11 protein-coding genes and 1 tRNA gene are annotated in these 17,478 nt (G+C 62.2%); 6 read left to right on the top strand and 6 right to left on the bottom strand.

Features of this window, described 5'->3' with window-relative positions; translation table 11 throughout:
* Positions 1-21 precede the first annotated feature (21 nt).
* On the top strand, positions 22-855 hold the full coding sequence (locus E3U23_RS08640) for a mechanosensitive ion channel family protein (protein ID WP_279350844.1): 834 nt from the start codon (positions 22-24) through the stop codon (positions 853-855).
* Here the strand turns inward: E3U23_RS08640 and E3U23_RS08635 are convergent.
* A complete protein-coding gene (locus E3U23_RS08635; RefSeq protein ID WP_279350843.1) occupies positions 836-2,269 on the bottom strand; it encodes an MATE family efflux transporter in 1,434 nt (477 codons plus the stop codon). The genes E3U23_RS08640 and E3U23_RS08635 overlap by 20 nt on opposite strands.
* 189 nt (positions 2,270-2,458) lie before the next feature.
* On the opposite strand from E3U23_RS08635, the gene E3U23_RS08630 reads away from it, so the two are divergent.
* Positions 2,459-3,193 (top strand): helix-turn-helix domain-containing protein, encoded by a 735-nt coding sequence (locus tag E3U23_RS08630; protein ID WP_279350842.1) that lies wholly within the window; start codon positions 2,459-2,461, stop codon positions 3,191-3,193.
* 86 nt (positions 3,194-3,279) lie between these two features.
* Here E3U23_RS08630 and rplL read toward each other — a convergent pair whose 3' ends face one another.
* The 5 genes from rplL to E3U23_RS08605 form a co-directional block, all read right to left on the bottom strand.
* Complete coding sequence (gene rplL / locus E3U23_RS08625) at positions 3,280-3,654, bottom strand: 50S ribosomal protein L7/L12 (protein ID WP_279350841.1); 375 nt, start codon at positions 3,652-3,654, stop codon at positions 3,280-3,282.
* Between the two features lie 80 nt (positions 3,655-3,734).
* Positions 3,735-4,250, bottom strand: a complete 516-nt coding sequence (gene rplJ / locus E3U23_RS08620) for a 50S ribosomal protein L10 (RefSeq protein ID WP_279350840.1) — start codon at positions 4,248-4,250, stop codon at positions 3,735-3,737.
* 323 nt (positions 4,251-4,573) lie between these two features.
* Entirely contained in the window at positions 4,574-4,816 is a 243-nt protein-coding gene (locus E3U23_RS08615; protein ID WP_279350839.1) for a hypothetical protein, read from the bottom strand.
* A 118-nt stretch (positions 4,817-4,934) separates the two neighbouring features.
* Positions 4,935-5,198, bottom strand: a complete 264-nt coding sequence (locus E3U23_RS08610; RefSeq protein ID WP_279350838.1) for a hypothetical protein — start codon at positions 5,196-5,198, stop codon at positions 4,935-4,937.
* Between the two features lie 70 nt (positions 5,199-5,268).
* A complete protein-coding gene (locus tag E3U23_RS08605) occupies positions 5,269-5,994 on the bottom strand; it encodes a hypothetical protein (RefSeq protein ID WP_279350837.1) in 726 nt (241 codons plus the stop codon).
* 292 nt (positions 5,995-6,286) lie between these two features.
* Here E3U23_RS08605 and rpoB point away from each other — a divergent pair, with 292 nt between their 5' ends.
* From rpoB to E3U23_RS08585, 4 genes are all read left to right on the top strand, one after another.
* Entirely contained in the window at positions 6,287-10,468 is a 4,182-nt protein-coding gene (gene rpoB, locus E3U23_RS08600; RefSeq protein ID WP_279350836.1) for a DNA-directed RNA polymerase subunit beta, read from the top strand.
* Positions 10,469-10,475: 7 nt separating this feature from the next.
* A tRNA-OTHER gene (locus tag E3U23_RS08595) sits at positions 10,476-10,553 on the top strand.
* A gap of 40 nt (positions 10,554-10,593) precedes the next feature.
* Positions 10,594-14,925, top strand: coding sequence for a DNA-directed RNA polymerase subunit beta' (gene rpoC, locus E3U23_RS08590; RefSeq protein ID WP_279350835.1), 4,332 nt, complete (start codon positions 10,594-10,596; stop codon positions 14,923-14,925).
* Positions 14,926-15,109: 184 nt separating this feature from the next.
* Complete coding sequence (locus tag E3U23_RS08585) at positions 15,110-17,437, top strand: putative bifunctional diguanylate cyclase/phosphodiesterase (protein ID WP_279350834.1); 2,328 nt, start codon at positions 15,110-15,112, stop codon at positions 17,435-17,437.
* Positions 17,438-17,478 lie beyond the last annotated feature (41 nt).

Here is a 17,478-nt window from a genome sequence, read left to right as displayed (position 1 = left end):
TACCACGAGGATCAGCGCTCTATGGCAAGCGGCAACACCTTCGCCAACCTATCGATACCCGAACAGGCCCTGTTATGGGTGAAGAACAACATCGTCGAGATCGCTGGCGCTTTCGCCGTGCTAATTATCGGGCTGCTGGTGGCGAAGATCGTTTCGGGTCTGGTCGACCGGGCATTGACCCGCCATCCGAAGTTCGATCCGACGGTCAGCACCTTCCTCTCCAACCTGGTAAAATATTCGCTGTGGGCGCTGGTCATCGTCACTGTGCTGGCGCAGTTCGGGGTGCAGACGACAAGTATTCTGGCCGCGCTCGGCGGGCTGGCACTGGCGGTCGGGCTCGCCCTGCAGGGCACGTTGAGCAATGTCGCTTCGGGCGTGATGATCCTGGTGCAGCGTCCGTTCCGTATCGGCGAGGGCATTACGGCCGGATCGATCACGGGGACGGTGCAGCAGATCGGCCTGTTCACCACCGAACTGAAGCAGTTCGACGGTTTGTTCGTGATGGTGCCCAATTCCGAATTGTGGAACCAGGCGATCGTCAATCTCAATCGCCATCCGACCCGCCGGTTCGAACTGATCGTCGGCATCGGCTACGATGACAGCATGGCTCAGGCGCGCGAGGAATTGCTGGCGCTGGCTGCGGCGGATGAGCGCGTGCTGGACGATCCCGCCCCGCAGGCCTTCGTCAGTTCGCTCGACGACAGTTCGGTCGGCATCGGACTTCGCTGCTGGTGCGCGACCGGCGATTATCTCGCGCTGTCGTGGGACCTGACGGAGAAGGCCAAGGCCCGCTTCGACGATGTCGGCATCACCATCCCCTTCCCGCAGCGCGAGGTCACGCAGCGCTCGGCCTGAGCGGGACGATGTCCTCTCTCACGGTCAGGTCCAAGCGCTCGCGACGTGCCCAGCGCCAGCCGAGGAGGACCGCCGCGAAGGTCAGGCCCGTGGCGAGGCCGATCCACACGCCGATCCCTTCGAGCGGGCTGGCGAAACCGAGCACGAGCGCCGTGCCGATCCCCGGCACCCAATAGGAGAAGGCGGCGATCCACATCGGAATGCGCGTATCCTGCAATCCGCGCAGCGCGCCCGCCGTCACCGCCTGCACGCCGTCAACCAATTGGAACGCGGCAGCGACCACGATGTATTGCAGCGCGAAGCCGACGAGCACGGCATTGGACGGGGCCCACGGGTCGACATAGATCGCCAGCAGGTATCGCGGGATCGTAAGCATCAGGATCGCCGTGAACGCCATGAAGCCGGTTCCGATCGCGATCGCGCTCCATCCCGCCCGGGCCATCCCGACCCGGTCGCGCGCGCCGTAGAAATAGCCGACCCGGATGGTTGCGGCTTGACCCACGCCGAACGGCACCTGAAAGGCGAGAGCGGCAATCTGGAGCGCGACGGTATGCGCGGCGAGCTGGCTTGCGCCGATATTGCCCATCAGGAACGCCGCCGCTCCGAATATGCCCGCTTCCGCCGTGATCGTCAGCGCTATGGGCGTGCCGATGCGCAAGATTTCCATGAAGCGATGCCAGTCGGGCGCCCACCATCGCCCGAAGATGCGGTAACGATGGAGCCGCGTATCGAACCGGATCACGGCGACATAGGCGGCAACGGTTGTGAGTGCGGTGAGAATCGTGGCGATACCCGCACCGCGCAGGCCCATCTCCGGCGCACCGAAATTGCCGAAGATGAAGGCGTAGTTCGCCAGCGCGTTCACCCCGATGCCGCCCGCCGTGATCAGCGTGGCGACCACCGGACGATCGAGCGCGGAGACGAAGCTGCGCAGAACATTGTTCGCCAACATGGGAATGAGCGAAAAGATGACGACGAGATTGTACTCGTTCGCAAGGCTGCGAATGCCTGGTGCCTGCCCCGTTGCGCGCATAAGCGGATCGAGGAGAAGGCATAGTCCCATGCCGAACACGCCGGAAAAGACGCTGAGCCACAGCGCCATGCGCACACCGCGGCGCACGGGGCGTAGCGCGGGCGCCCGCGCACCGAGCTCCGCCGCTATCACCGGAGCGACCGCGGCAGTCAGGCCACTCAAGGCCCACAGCACCAGCCCGAACAGGGCGACCGTAAGCGCCGATGCGGCAAGGGGTTCCTCCCCGAGCCGTGCGATGAAGATCACGTCGACCGCATAGGTGAGCATCTGCAACAGGTTCGCCGCCGCCAGCGGCCAGCTCAGCCGCAGCATCGCTCCGAGTTCGCCGCGCCATCCGCGGCGGTCGATCGGCAGGGACGGGGAGGGGTGCGAATCAGGCATAAAGCCGGCCCGGATAGCGGGTTTGCTGGGGCGCAGTAAGGTATCGCTTAGGCTCGTGCAAAAGCGATCCACATGCTGTTGGATCGATGCGACAAAATGTCAAAAGGTGGAAAATCAAAAGTTTACCGTTGCGGAACCGGAACTCAATGTTTAGCTTTTGACATTATTTAACATGGTGGGAAAATTTACATGGTATCAGCGGGCCCCCCGGGGCAATCGAAATTCGGTGTGATCGCCGTCGGCAAATTGGATCGACCGCTGGATACCCAAACGAGACGCGGCGAACCGCGTCGTACGCTCGCTCTTACTACTACTGCAATACAGGAACAGGTCGGCCCTCGTGTCGAAGTGTTGAATATTTCGGCAAGCGGCATGTTGCTGCAGACGGATGCCCGGCTCTCAATCGAAGAAGGTCTGATGGTCGTGCTGCCCGAGGCAGGCGAGCGCGAAGCGCAAATCGTCTGGACTTCGGAAGATCTTTACGGCTGCCGCTTCGCGCAAAAGCTTACCAAGGCGGAATTGAGTGCGATCGAACTGCGAAGCCGACCCATCAGCGAAAGTAAGAAGCCAACACAGCCTCAGCAAATGAACGACGAAACTTTCGGCCAGCGCCTCAAGCGGCTTCGAATGGCCTCCCGTTATTCGATGGTCGGTCTTGCCGCCGCTACCGGTGTGACGAAGCCGACGCTGTGGAAATGGGAAACCGAGCGCGTGCGCCCGCGTCAGAAGGCACTCGCTAATCTGGCTAGCGTACTCAACGTCAGTGAATCCTATCTTCTGTTCGGCATCGGTGACGGAGAAGCAGGCCTTGGTTCGCAAGAGACGGCGAACCTGGCGGAAACGATAGCACATAGTCGTTCTACTATCGCAGAGCTCGCCGGCGTATCGACGGATAAGGTTTCGATCGACATCGATTTCGGCTGATCCGGGATTGCTCGAACGCATGAAAAAAGGGCGGTGCCGCGAGGCACCGCCCTTTTTCCGTTTGCGAGCGATAGCTCGAACGAAGCTTACTTGAGCTCGACGGTACCGCCGGCGGCTTCGATCTTGCCCTTCACTTCTTCGGCTTCCGCCTTGTTCACGCCTTCCTTGAGCGGCTTCGGCGCGCCTTCGACGAGCGCCTTGGCTTCGGTCAGGCCGAGACCGGTGATCGCGCGGACTTCCTTGATGACTTGGATCTTCTTGCCGCCGTCGCCGGTGAGGATGACGTCGAATTCGTCCTTCTCTTCGGCGGCCGGGGCATCGCCGCCACCGGCGGGGCCGGCAACTGCGACGGCAGCGGCGGCGGAAACGCCCCACTCTTCTTCAAGCGCCTTGGCGAGCTCGGCGGCTTCCATGACGGTCAGTTTGGAAAGTTCTTCAACAAGCTTGGCGATGTCTGCCATGATATTTCACTCCAGTAACTAGGCCGGGGTGCACCGAATGCGGCCCCGATGAATTCGTGCTTCGTGCGAATGGTCTCGGCTTATGCCGCTTCCTTGGCGCCGTAGGCGGCAAAGACGCGGGCAAGCATCGACGGGGCTTCGTTGATCGTGCGGACGACTTTCGTCGCCGGCGCGTTGACCAGACCCACGATCGTGCCACGAAGTTCGTCGAGGCTGGGCATCGAGGCCAGCGACCTCACCCCTGCTTCGTCGAGCTTCTGCGCGCCCATCGATCCACCGACGATTTCGAGTTTGTCGGTGGTCTTGGCGAAGTCCACCACGGCTTTCGCCGCGGCGACCGGATCCTCGGAATATCCGAGAGCGGTCGGACCGGTGAGGAACTCGTCGAGCCCCTCGTAGTCGGTGTCCTTCAGGGCGAGCTTGGCGAGACGGTTCTTCGCAACCTTGTAGGACGCACCGGCTTCCCGCATCTTCGAACGCAGTTCGGTCGATTGCGCGACCGAAAGGCCCAGGTTGCGGGTGACAACCACCACGCCCGCCTGGTTGAAGACGTCGTTGAGCTGGGCGACCGCATCGGTTTTCTGCGAACGATCCATGCCATACTCCTTCACTATGGCCGCGCCGGGATGGCTCCCGATACGGCCGGCTCCATGTGTCCGCACGCGGAGCCGCAAGGCTCCGCATACGAGCGAGTCCGTCGATCAGGGAAGGAGGTGCGCAATCAGCGCGAAGGGCAGCGGGGCTGCCCGAAAAATCTCATTTCCCCGTCTAGGCCGGAAATTAAGGCAGGACCAAATCCCTGCCACCAGCTGTCTTGGACGGTCGAACGGCATGCCGGATCGCACAGAGCGAACCGGCTACCGGTCGGGGCGAGCCTCTAAAGCAATCACAGGCCGAGTCAAGGCTCGACCCGTAGGGTTTACATGCCGGTGTCTTCGGACTCGACCGTCTCCATATCGCCCGGCTCGGCGGTATCCTGCGTCGCTTCACCGGCGGCCGCTTCTTCGGCAACCACCTCGCCGTATTGTTCGGCCTGGTCGCCGCCGCCGTCCATCGGCATGGCGGCATCTTCCTCTTCGACGGTGACGCTTTCGGACTGACCGCCGCATGCGGCAAGCGAGAATGCCAGGGCGAGGCTGAGGATCGGGAAGGACGGTTTCATGGGTCGTACTCCTGCGTTCGGATGAACGGGTAAAGAAAAAGGGCCCGCCGCATCAGCGACGGACCCCTTGTTTCGCGAATTACACGTACGGCAAGACCAGACGGCCCCGCCAAACCGATTACATTTCGCTGTCGGTCATGGTGTTGTCTTCGGTCATCGTGTCGTCGGTCATCGCACCTTCGGTCGCCATCGGATCGGCGGCCATCGTGTCGGTCGCCATCGGATCAGCAGCCATCGTATCGGTCGCCATCGGATCAGCGGCCATCGGATCGGCAGCCATCGTGTCGGTCGCCATCGGATCGGTGGCTTCGGTTTCGGCCGAGTTGTCGCAAGCGACGACGCCGAGAGCGAGCGGGAGAGCGAGAAGAGCAAACTTTTTCATGAGTGATTCCTTTGTGCCTCAATATGGCCGCCATAAAATGGCCTCATTCTCGCTATGATGCAAACACATTCTATACGGCGCCCTCATTTTGTTTGGAAACGGGGGCTAGAGGGGCAGGGCGCGTTGCGACAACATATTGCGACATGATCGTGACCAGGGCGAGGGCAACGGTCGCGGCGGCTTCAGCGGCGAACAAAATCCAGTGCAAGTTTTCCGATGTCGTCTCACTGGCGATCCAATCGAGTAAGAATTGCAGGCACAAGAGCGGTAGAGGGGCGAAGATCGTGAAGGCCAGTGCGAACCCATAATCGCGCACCATGACCCGCATGGAATCGCGTGGCGGTATCAGAATGCCGAGCGGCGCCGCGACCAGGAAGCGCACGATCAAAGGAACGAACAAGAGGCCGAACCCCGCAAAGCCGACCGCCATAGGCCCCCGCGTCCAGACGAACAGCGCCAGCGCATGGAACACGGCCTGCAATGCCATCACCAATGCGAAACAGGCGACGGCTTTCGTCTCCAATCGGCGCGCGTAGGTTCGGTCTCCGCCCGAATGCAGCCAGCGCACCATCGGATAGGCGGGCAGGGTCAAGGTGAGCGCCGCTAGCAGGGAGACGAGCGAGAGTGCGGTTTCCTCCCGGACCATGGCCTCTGCGAAATGCCGGCCCAGTTGGACGAGGAACAGGAGAGCGGTCAGCACCGGGAATCGCGCGACGAAGGCGAAGCTGCGTCCAAGGGTGTAGGTGAGGGCTGAGCCCAAGCGAACTCGCTTCGCCCGGTCGGTTTGTTGCGCCACCCTTTCCTCCCGCATGTCGTTTGACTTTCCCTGCCCACAATCCTACATGCATCGCAACCGCACGCTTCGAGCGAATCCGGTCCATGCGCGGGGACCGGGTACAGGATGGAAGCGGCGTTTCCATATCGCGACGCTTTTTACGAGCTGCAGCTGCCTCCGCTACCGGTGTGCATTCGCTGCAGCTTTTCTGCGTCGGATAAGGTTCTCACGCGCATGAGACAAAATTTCGCCCCACTGCCTCGTCCGGCAGGTCGGGCACGCAGCACACGATAAAAAGAGGCACAGCTCCTTCATGGCTACCAAGGCTAAGGCACCCCGCGAAATGGCTTCGGGCACGGCGAAGCGCCGCATCCGCAAGATCTTCGGCGACATTCACGAAGTCGTCGACATGCCCAATCTCATCGAGGTGCAGCGCGAAAGCTACGAGCAATTCCTGCGTTCCGACAAGGAAACGGGGTACGTCTCGGGTCTGGAAAAGACGCTGCGCTCGGTCTTCCCGTTGCGCGACTTCGCCGGTACGGCCGAACTCGATTTCGTGCATTACGAACTTGAACCGCCGAAATACGACATCGTCGAGTGCCGTCAGCGCGGGATTACCTACGCCGCGCCGATGAAGGTCACGCTGCGCCTCATCGTGTTCGAAGTGGATCAGGAAACCGAAACCCGCTCCGTCCTCGATATCAAGGAGCAGGACGTGTACATGGGCGACATGCCGCTCATGACCGAGAACGGCACCTTCGTCATCAACGGCACCGAGCGCGTCATCGTATCGCAGATGCACCGTTCGCCGGGTGTCCTGTTCGACCATGACCGCGGCAAGACGCACAGCTCCGGCAAGCTGCTGTTCGCGGCGCGCATCATTCCGTATCGCGGCAGCTGGCTCGATTTCGAGTTCGACGCGAAGGACATCGTCAACGTCCGCATCGATCGTAAGCGCAAGCTGCCGGTCACCTCGCTGCTGTTCGGGCTCGGCCTCGATAGCGAAGACATTCTCGACCACTTCTACGACACCGTGACCTGGAACCGCGCGAAGGACGGGTGGCAGATCCCGTTCGTGCCGGAAAACTGGCGTGGCCAGAAGCCGGCCTTCCCGCTCGTGGATGCGAAGACGGGCGAGGAAGTGTTCGCTGCTGGTCACAAGATCAGCCCGCGTGCCGCGAACAAGGCGGCCAAGGACGGTCTCGAAACCTTGCTGTTGCCGACCGAGGAAATCTTCGGCCGCTATGCCGCGCACGACATGATCGACGAAGGCACCGGTCGCATCTACATCGAAGCGGGCGAGGAAGTCTCGGCCGAGAACCTCGAAGTACTCGACAATGCCGGCATCGACGCGCTCGAGCTGCTCGACATCGATCACATCAACACTGGCGCCTGGATGCGCAACACGCTCCAGGTCGACAAGGCGGAGAACCGCGACGAGGGCCTCGAGGCCATCTACAAGGTCATGCGCCCCGGCGAACCGCCGACCAAGGAAACCGCCGAAGCGCTGTTCGAAGGCCTGTTCTTCGATAGCGAGCGCTACGACCTGTCCGCCGTCGGCCGCGTGAAGCTCAATATGCGCCTCGACCTCGACGCTGAAGACACCGTCACCACGCTGCGCAAGGAAGATATTCTTGCCGTAGTGAAGGAGCTGGTCGATCTGAAGGACGGCAAGGGCGAAGTCGACGATATCGATAATCTCGGCAACCGCCGTGTCCGTTCGGTCGGCGAGCTGCTTGAAAACCAGTACCGCGTTGGCCTGCTGCGCATGGAGCGCGCCGTGAAGGAGCGGATGAGCTCGGTCGACGTGAGCACCGTGATGCCGAACGATCTCATCAATGCGAAGCCCGCCGTGGCTGCGGTGCGCGAGTTCTTCGGCTCCAGCCAGCTCTCGCAGTTCATGGACCAGACCAACCCGCTTTCGGAAGTCACCCACAAGCGCCGCGTCTCCGCACTCGGCCCGGGCGGCTTGACGCGTGAGCGTGCCGGCTTCGAAGTCCGCGACGTTCACCCGACGCACTACGGCCGCATCTGCCCGATCGAAACGCCGGAAGGCCCGAACATTGGCCTGATCAACTCGCTCAGCACGTTTGCGCGGGTCAACAAGTATGGCTTCATCGAAACGCCGTACCGCCAGATCAAGGACGGCAAGGTCACTAGCGACGTGATCTACCTGTCCGCGATGGAAGAACAGAAGCACACCGTGGCGCAGGCTTCCGCCGAGCTGACCGAGGACGGCAGCTTCGTGGAAGAACTCGTGTCGGCCCGCCACAATGGCGACAACCTGATGGCTCCGCGCGAGCAGATCACGCTGATGGACGTCAGCCCCAAGCAGCTCGTCTCGGTCGCCGCCTCGCTTATTCCGTTCCTGGAAAACGATGACGCCAACCGCGCGCTGATGGGTTCGAACATGCAGCGTCAGGCCGTGCCGCTGGTGAAGGCCGAGGCGCCGTTCGTCGGCACGGGCATGGAAGAAACCGTGGCGCGCGATTCCGGCGCGGCGATCACCGCGAAGCGCGGCGGCATCGTCGACCAGGTGGACGCCACCCGTATCGTGATCCGTGCGATCGGCGACGTCGAGGCCGGCCAGTCTGGCGTTGACATCTACACGCTGCAGAAGTTCCAGCGCTCCAACCAGAACACCTGCATCAACCAGCGTCCGCTGGTGAAGGTGGGCGAGACGGTGGAGCCGGGCGACGTCATCGCCGACGGTCCCTCGACCGATCTCGGCGAACTGGCGCTGGGCCGCAACAGCCTTGTCGCGTTCATGCCCTGGAACGGGTATAACTACGAGGACTCGATCCTCATCTCCGAACGCATCGTGAAGGACGACGTCTTCACCTCGATCCACATCGAGGAATTCGAAGTGATGGCGCGCGACACGAAGCTTGGGCCGGAAGACATTACCCGCGACATTCCCAATGTCGGCGAGGAAGCGCTGCGCAACCTCGACGAGGCGGGCATCGTCTATATCGGCGCCGAAGTGCATCCGGGCGATATCCTGGCAGGCAAGATCACGCCGAAGGGCGAAAGCCCGATGACGCCGGAAGAAAAGCTCCTGCGCGCGATCTTCGGCGAAAAGGCGAGCGATGTGCGCGACACCTCGCTTCGCCTGCCGCCGGGCGTCGCCGGCACGGTTGTCGAGGTGCGGGTGTTCAACCGCCACGGCATCGAGATCGACGACCGTACCCGTGCGATCCAGAACGACGAGATCGAGCGCCTGCGCAAGGACGCCGCCGACGAGCGCGCGATCCTCAACCGTGCGACCTACAATCGCCTGCGCGACATGCTGACCGGCCAGACCGCGTCGGCTGCGCCCAAGGGCGTGAAGAAGGGCAGCGAAATCACCGACGAGGTGCTCGACGGCATCGATCGGCACGAATGGTTCAAGTTCGCCGTGGCGGACGACAACCGGCAGCAGCAGATCGAGGCGGTGAAGTCGCAATACGACGAAGCCGTGAAGATCATCGACGACAAGTTCGAAGATCGCCGGGAGAAGCTGGAACGGGGCGACGAACTCGCGCCGGGCGTACTCAAGATGGTCAAGGTCTTCGTCGCGGTGAAGCGCAAGCTGCAGCCGGGCGACAAGATGGCCGGTCGTCACGGGAACAAGGGCGTCATCAGCCGCATCCTTCCGATCGAGGACATGCCGTTCCTCGAAGACGGGACGCCGGTCGATCTCGTGCTCAACCCGCTAGGCGTGCCGAGCCGCATGAATGTCGGGCAGATCTTCGAGACCCATCTTGGCATGGCAGCGCGCAATCTGGGCCACCAGATTGCGGGCGCGCTCGAGGACTGGCGCGACGCCAATCCGAATGCAGCCGAGGATTACGCCAACGCCAAGCCGCCCGAAGCCGTGATCGAACGGCTTAAGGATGCTTACGGCGAGCAGTATCACGGCGCGATCGACGGTCGCTCGACCGAAGAGATCGTGGAATTGGCCGGTAACCTGCGCACGGGCGTTCCGATGGGCACCCCGGTGTTCGACGGCGCGCGCGAAGGCGACGTGACGGTCGAGCTCGAAAAGGCCGGGCTCGACGGATCGGGCCAGAGCGTCCTTTACGACGGGCGCACCGGCGAGGCGTTCGACCGCAAGGTGACCGTGGGCATCATCTACATGCTCAAGCTGCACCACTTGGTCGACGACAAGATCCACGCGCGTTCGATCGGCCCCTACAGCCTCGTCACCCAGCAGCCGCTGGGCGGTAAGGCGCAGTTCGGCGGCCAGCGCTTCGGCGAGATGGAGGTCTGGGCGCTCCAGGCCTACGGCGCGGCGTACACCTTGCAGGAAATCCTCACCGTGAAGTCGGACGACGTGATCGGGCGGACCAAGGTCTACGAAGCCATCGTCAAGGGCGACGATACGTTCGAGGCGGGTATTCCGGAGAGCTTCAACGTGCTCGTCAAGGAAATGCGCAGCCTCGGCCTGAACGTCGAACTAAAGGACCTCGCCGAAGATGAGGACGACGACGGTCTGGCGATCGCGGCGGAGTAAGCTTTATCGGTCGGCGTGCTGGAATTGGTAGACAGACGTCGGAGTGGACGAGGTTGCGGGTTCAAATCCCGCCGTCGACCGACCAGCACGCTGCTTGAAATTTCTCCCTCAAGGGAATCAAAAAAATGAACGAACTGACCAAATTCACCAACCAGCTCGCGAAGCCCGAAACCTTCGACGAGATCCAGATCGGCATCGCCAGCCCCGAGCGCATCCGCTCGTGGTCCTTCGGCGAGATCAAAAAGCCGGAAACGATCAACTACCGCACGTTCAAGCCCGAGCGTGACGGGTTGTTCTGCGCGCGCATCTTCGGTCCGGTGAAGGACTACGAATGCCTGTGCGGCAAGTACAAGCGCATGAAGTACAAGGGCGTCGTCTGCGAGAAGTGCGGCGTCGAAGTCACCGTGACCAAGGTCCGCCGCGAGCGCATGGGCCACATCGAGCTGGCCGCTCCGGTCGCGCATATCTGGTTCCTGAAGTCGTTGCCGAGCCGCATCGGCCTGCTGCTTGACATGCAGCTCAAACAGCTTGAGCGCGTGCTGTATTTCGAAAGCTACATCGTCACCGAGCCGGGCCTGACCCCACTAGAGAAGTTCCAGCTGCTTAGCGAGGACGAACTGCTCGAAGCGCAGGACGAGTACGGCGAAGATGCGTTCAGCGCCGGCATCGGCGCGGAAGCGGTCAAGTTCATGCTGATGGACCTCGATCTCGAACAGGAGAAAGAGGATCTTCTGGAAGAGCTCGCGACCACCAAGTCGAAGCTCAAGCCCGCCAAGATCATCAAGCGCCTGAAGGTCGTCGAAAGCTTCATTGAGTCCGGCAACCGTCCGGAATGGATGATCCTCGAAGTCGTGCCGGTCATCCCGCCGGAGCTGCGTCCGCTCGTCCCGCTCGATGGCGGCCGGTTCGCGACGTCCGACCTCAATGACCTCTATCGCCGCGTCATCAACCGCAACAACCGGTTGAAGCGCCTCATGGAACTGCGCGCGCCGGACATCATCGTCCGCAACGAAAAGCGCATGCTGCAGGAAGCCGTCGACGCGCTGTTCGATAACGGCCGGCGCGGCCGCGTGATCACGGGCGCGAACAAGCGTCCGCTGAAGTCGCTCTCCGACATGCTCAAGGGCAAGCAGGGCCGCTTCCGTCAGAACCTGCTCGGCAAGCGCGTCGACTATTCGGGTCGTTCGGTCATCGTGACCGGCCCGGAACTTAAGTTGCACCAGTGCGGCCTGCCGAAGAAGATGGCGCTCGAGCTGTTCAAGCCGTTCATCTACGCCCGCCTCGACGCCAAGGGTCTTTCCATGACCCTCAAGCAGGCGAAGAAGTGGGTCGAGAAGGAGCGCAAGGAAGTCTGGGATATCCTGGATGAAGTCATTCGCGAACACCCGGTCCTCCTCAACCGCGCGCCGACGCTGCACCGGCTCGGCATCCAGGCGTTCGAGCCCGTGCTGATCGAGGGCAAGGCCATCCAGCTTCACCCGCTGGTTTGCGCCGCGTTCAATGCCGACTTCGACGGTGACCAGATGGCCGTTCACGTTCCGCTGAGCCTCGAGGCGCAGCTGGAAGCGCGCGTGCTGATGATGTCGACCAACAACATCCTCTCACCCGCCAACGGCAAGCCGATCATCGTGCCTTCGCAGGACATGGTTCTGGGTCTCTATTACCTGTCGATGGAACGGCAGGAAAAGACGCCCGAATTCGTCAAGGACGACGACGGCAACGAGCACGAGAAGCTGCCCATGTTCTCCGACATGGCTGAGGTGCATCAGGCGCTGGAGACGAAGCAGGTTTCGCTCCACACCAAGATCCTCGCCCGCGTTCCGCAGGCCGACGAGAAGGGCAACATCTCGATGCAGCGCTTCGAGACGACCGCCGGCCGCATGCTGATCGGCGAATGCCTACCCAAGAACCACAAGGTGCCGTTCGACATCGTCAACCGTCTGTTGACGAAGAAGGACATCGCCGACGTGATCGACGAGGTCTATCGCCACACCGGCCAGAAGGACACGGTGCTGTTTGCCGACGCCATCATGACTCTGGGCTTCCGCCACGCGTTCAAGGCCGGCATCTCGTTCGGCAAGGACGACATGATCATTCCGGAATCGAAGGAAGGCATGGTCGAGGAAACCAAGAGCCTCGTCGCCGATTACGAGCAGCAGTATCAGGACGGGCTGATCACGCAGCAGGAAAAGTACAACAAGGTCATCGACGCCTGGAGCCAGTGCGGCGACAAGGTGGCCGATGCCATGATGGAAGAGATCAAGGCCCGCCCGATCGACAAGGACGGCAAGCAGGCCGAGATCAACTCGATCTTCATGATGAGCCACTCCGGTGCGCGTGGTAGCCCCGCGCAGATGAAGCAGCTCGCCGGTATGCGCGGCCTCATGGCCAAGCCTTCGGGCGAGATCATCGAGAACCCGATCATCTCGAACTTCAAGGAAGGCCTGAACGTCCTCGAATACTTCAACTCCACCCACGGCGCCCGCAAGGGTCTCGCGGATACGGCGTTGAAGACGGCGAACTCGGGGTACCTCACCCGCCGTCTCGTCGACGTGTCGCAGGACTGCGTCATCGTCGAGGAGAACTGCAAGACCGACAACGCGCTCGAAATGCGTGCAATCGTGCAGGGCGGCAGCGTGATCGCCTCGCTCGGCGAGCGTATCCTGGGCCGTACCGTGGCCGAGGATATCAAGAACGCAGCGACCGACGAGGTCATCGCGAAGGCCGGTACGCTGATCGACGAGCCGCTGGTGAAGCTGATCGAGGAGGCCGAAGTACAGGTCGCCAAGATCCGTTCGCCGCTGGTTTGCGAAGCCAAGCAGGGCGTCTGTGCGACCTGCTACGGCCGCGACCTTGCCCGCGGTACTCCGGTCAATATCGGCGAAGCGGTTGGCGTTATCGCCGCTCAGTCGATCGGGGAGCCGGGCACGCAGCTGACGATGCGGACCTTCCACATCGGCGGTGCGGCGCAGCTCAACGAGACGAGCCACTTGGAAGCGGTATCGGACGGCAAGGTCGTATATCGCGACATGCCCACCATCACCGACAAGAAGGGCCGCATCCTCTCGCTTGCGCGCAATGGCGAACTGGCGGTGATCGATGCCGAGGGCCGCGAGCGCGAAATCCACAAGGTGCCTTACGGTACGGTGCTGATGCACAAGGATGGCGAGAAGGTTAAGGAAGGCGACCGGCTGGCGGAATGGGATCCGTTCTCGCTGCCGATCATCACCGAAACCAGCGGTACCGTGCGCTATCAGGACCTGATCGACGGTACTTCGATGGAAGAGCGGGTCGACGATGCGACCGGTATCGCGCAGCGTGTGGTGACGGAAATCCGTACTGCAGGCCGCAAGAAGAAGGACGATCTGCGTCCGCGCCTTACCCTGCTAGGCGAAGGCCAGAGCGACGAGACGGAAGCCGCGCGCTACCTCCTCGCGCCCGGCACGGCCCTGTCGGTCGAGGACGGTCAGCAGGTCGAGGCGGGGGACATCCTCGCCCGTGCTTCGCGCGAAGCCGCCAAAACGCGCGACATCACCGGCGGTCTGCCGCGTGTTGCCGAACTGTTTGAGGCCCGCGTGCCGAAGGACAATGCGATCATCGCCAAGATTTCCGGCAAGATCGAATTCGTCCGCGAATACAAGGCCAAGCGCAAGATCGCGATCGTTCCGGAAGAGGGCGATCCGGTCGAGTACCTGATCCCGAAGACCAAGATCATCGACGTGCAGGAGGGCGACTTCGTCAAGAAGGGCGATACGCTCATTTCGGGCTCGCCCAACCCGCACGACATTCTCGATGTTCTGGGGGTCGAGGCGCTGGCCGAGTATCTCTGCACCGAGATCCAGGAAGTGTACCGACTGCAGGGCGTGAAGATCAACGACAAGCACATCGAAACGATCGTTCGCCAGATGCTGCAAAAGGTCGAGATCACCGATAGCGGCGATACCGTGCTGCTGCCGGGCGAACAGGTCGATCTGGAAGAGCTGAACGAGACCAATGCGAAGCTAGGCCGGAACAAGGAGCCTGCGAAGGGCAACCCGATCCTGCTCGGCATCACCAAGGCCTCGCTCCAGACGCGTTCGTTCATCTCGGCCGCCTCGTTCCAGGAAACCACGCGCGTGCTCACGCAGGCGGCGGTCGAGGGCAAGAAGGACACGCTGGTCGGTCTGAAGGAAAACGTGATCGTGGGCCGTCTCATCCCCGCCGGAACCGGCGCGGGCATGAACCGCATGCGCATCACCGCCTCCAGCCGCGACGCTGCCCTGCGCGCTCAATGGAAGAAGGCCCAGGAAGCCATCGTCGCCGCGCAGACGGCGGAGGAAGAGCACGAAGCCGAACTGGCGCAGGATAGCGCTGCGGCGATCGGTGACGATCCGCTCGGCCGGATGGAAGGCGAAACGCACGGCACCGATGCCGATGCAGGCGAATACCTGAACGAAGGCGCTGCCGACGGCGAATAAGCCGAAGTCTAAGCGGCGCTAAGATTGGCCCCGTCGGAGCGATCCGGCGGGGCTTTTCATGTGGTCCTCCGGCAACCCGTATTTCCACCCCGTTCCAACATTTGAGGAAACTGTATACTTTTCCCCAGATATTTGATTAGAGCATCCGTAAGATCATCCAGGGGAAGGGTGACGGGGGACGTGAATGACGAAGCGACAGGCCGATAACGCCGAGGCTGGGGATCCGTTAACGGCGCACAGGCTCGATATCCTTGCACGCGGCGCGCCGCTTACCGTCGCCTCCTCGATTGCTTCGATCCTCGTCCTGCTCATCGCCTTTCGCAATTCCGATTATTTCGGCCCGGTCGCCCTGTGGGGACTAACCAATGCCGCTGTTTCGTTAAGCGGCCTTCGCGGACTTCTCCGCCCGATCCCGCCCGGCTCCGACCCTGCCCAACCGCTACACGTCGGACGGATATTCCTTGCCCTTGCCAGTCTCGTCTGGGCAGCGGGCCTGCTCGGCCTGTCCATCATCGCGCGCGGGATCGAAATCCCGGTAATCGCGATCGTCGGAACCGCGATCTTCGTCGGCGTTCTCCTGATCCATCGGGCCGTGCCCTTTCTGGCCTATTTCCATATCGCCATGCTGACCATTGCGCTGGGCGCAGGTGCGGCCATGTCGCTCGGTTTCTCCTCCCATCCCGTCCAGCTATTGCTGGCAATTTACGCGGCTACCCTCGTCACGGCGGTCGCCCGGATGGAGCGCGATCTCGTCGAGACCGTGCGCACGGAGACCGATCGGGAAAAGGCTGCGGAGACCGTTCGCATGCTTCTCAACGACTATGAGGAGCAATCGTCGGACTGGCTCTGGACGGTCGATGGGGAAGGCCGGTTGCGGGATATAGGCGAGCGCTTCGGCGAAGCCTGTGGCCGCGATCCCCATGAACTCGAGGCAACCTTTCTTGCCGATCTGCTGGTCAAGGATACAGCCTACGATAATTTGATGACCGCCTTCGGAAAGGGCGAAACCGTCCGTGACCTGGTGGTCGGCGTGAACGCAGGCGACACGACCCGGGAATGGCGTATCTCCGCACGGCCTCGGGCCGATGGCAGTTTCAGCGGTGTTGCGCGCGATATCACGGCCGACCGGCGGAACCAGGAACGCGTGGCCTTCATGGCCCATTACGACAATTTGACGGGCCTCGCGAACCGGCACCTGTTCAACGAGAACTTGCGCGAGAGTCTGCTGCCCACCGCCGAACACGGCGGCAACTGTGCGCTATTCTATCTCGACCTCGACGACTTCAAGGCGATCAACGATACGCGCGGTCACCAGGTCGGCGATCAGCTGCTTAAGCAAGTCGGTGAGCGGTTGAAGGGCGAGGTACGCAGCAACGATATGGTCGCGCGGCTCGGCGGAGACGAATTTGCGGTCAGCATGGCGACCCGGGCGGGGGACAGCCTGCTGATCGAGCGAGCCCACCGCTTTCTTGCCGCCATCCGCGAACCGTATACCATAGATGGCCAGACCTATCGCATATCCACAAGCATTGGCGTGGCACGCTGCGCCGATGGCGAATGCGATGCCGAGGAATTCATGCGCCGCGCCGATCTGGCGCTGTATGCTGCCAAGTCGAAGGGGCGGGACAGTTTCGCCATGTTCGAAACGCAGCTCGACCGGTCGGCCCGTGCACGCCGCGAGATCGAGGCGGATCTGGCCGATGCGCTGGAGAACAACGAGTTCAAGCTGCATTACCAGCCCATCGTCTGCCTCGAAACCGGGCGGGTGACCGCGCTCGAAGCCTTGCTTCGCTGGCACCATCCGCGCCGCGGCCTCGTATCGCCGGCCAATTTCCTGCCGGTAGCGGAAACGACCGGCCTGATCGTACCGATCGGTGCCTGGGTCATCCGGCAGGCGCTGCACGAAATGTCGATGCGCGCATCCGACCTGCGGCTTTCAATCAATTTGTCGCCGACACAGGTGCAGGATCCCGGCCTTCTGGCAACCGTGGCGCAGGCCCTGCATGTGAGCGACATCCGGCCCGCACAGGTCGAGTTCGAGATCACCGAGCATGTCCTGATGGATGCGCGCGAAAGCAATCTCGTCACGCTCGAGCGGCTGCACGAAATCGGCGTCGGGATTGCGCTCGACGATTTCGGGACCGGCTATTCCTCGCTCGGCTATCTGCGCCGCTTCCCGTTCGACCGGATCAAGATCGACCGTCATTTTATCGAGAACGTCGATACCGATGCGGACAATCGCGCCATCGTATCGAGCGTTGTCCAATTGGCCGCGGCGCTCGGCATGCAGACCACCGCCGAGGGCGTGGAGCGGCTGGAACAGCTCGAAGCCTTGCGCAAGCTTGGCATCGGCGAGGCGCAGGGCTTCTATCTGGGCAAGCCCCAACCGGGCGACCGCGTCGATCTCATCGCGGCAGAAGACGCTGCCGCGAACGCATCGCACACGGGTGTAGTGGATTATGGGCTAAAACGAGCCAACGCCCGGCGCAATTCCCGGCCCGCCAAAGCCTGAACCAATTCTCGCCATTGGCATGGCACTGCGCTATCGGCGCG

The sequence above is a fragment of the Erythrobacter litoralis genome (assembly GCF_029760855.1).
In the GTDB taxonomy this organism is placed as follows: domain Bacteria; phylum Pseudomonadota; class Alphaproteobacteria; order Sphingomonadales; family Sphingomonadaceae; genus Qipengyuania; species Qipengyuania litoralis_A.
The sequence above is the reverse complement of the archived record's forward strand: the minus strand, read 5'-3'. Positions and strand labels throughout refer to the sequence as shown.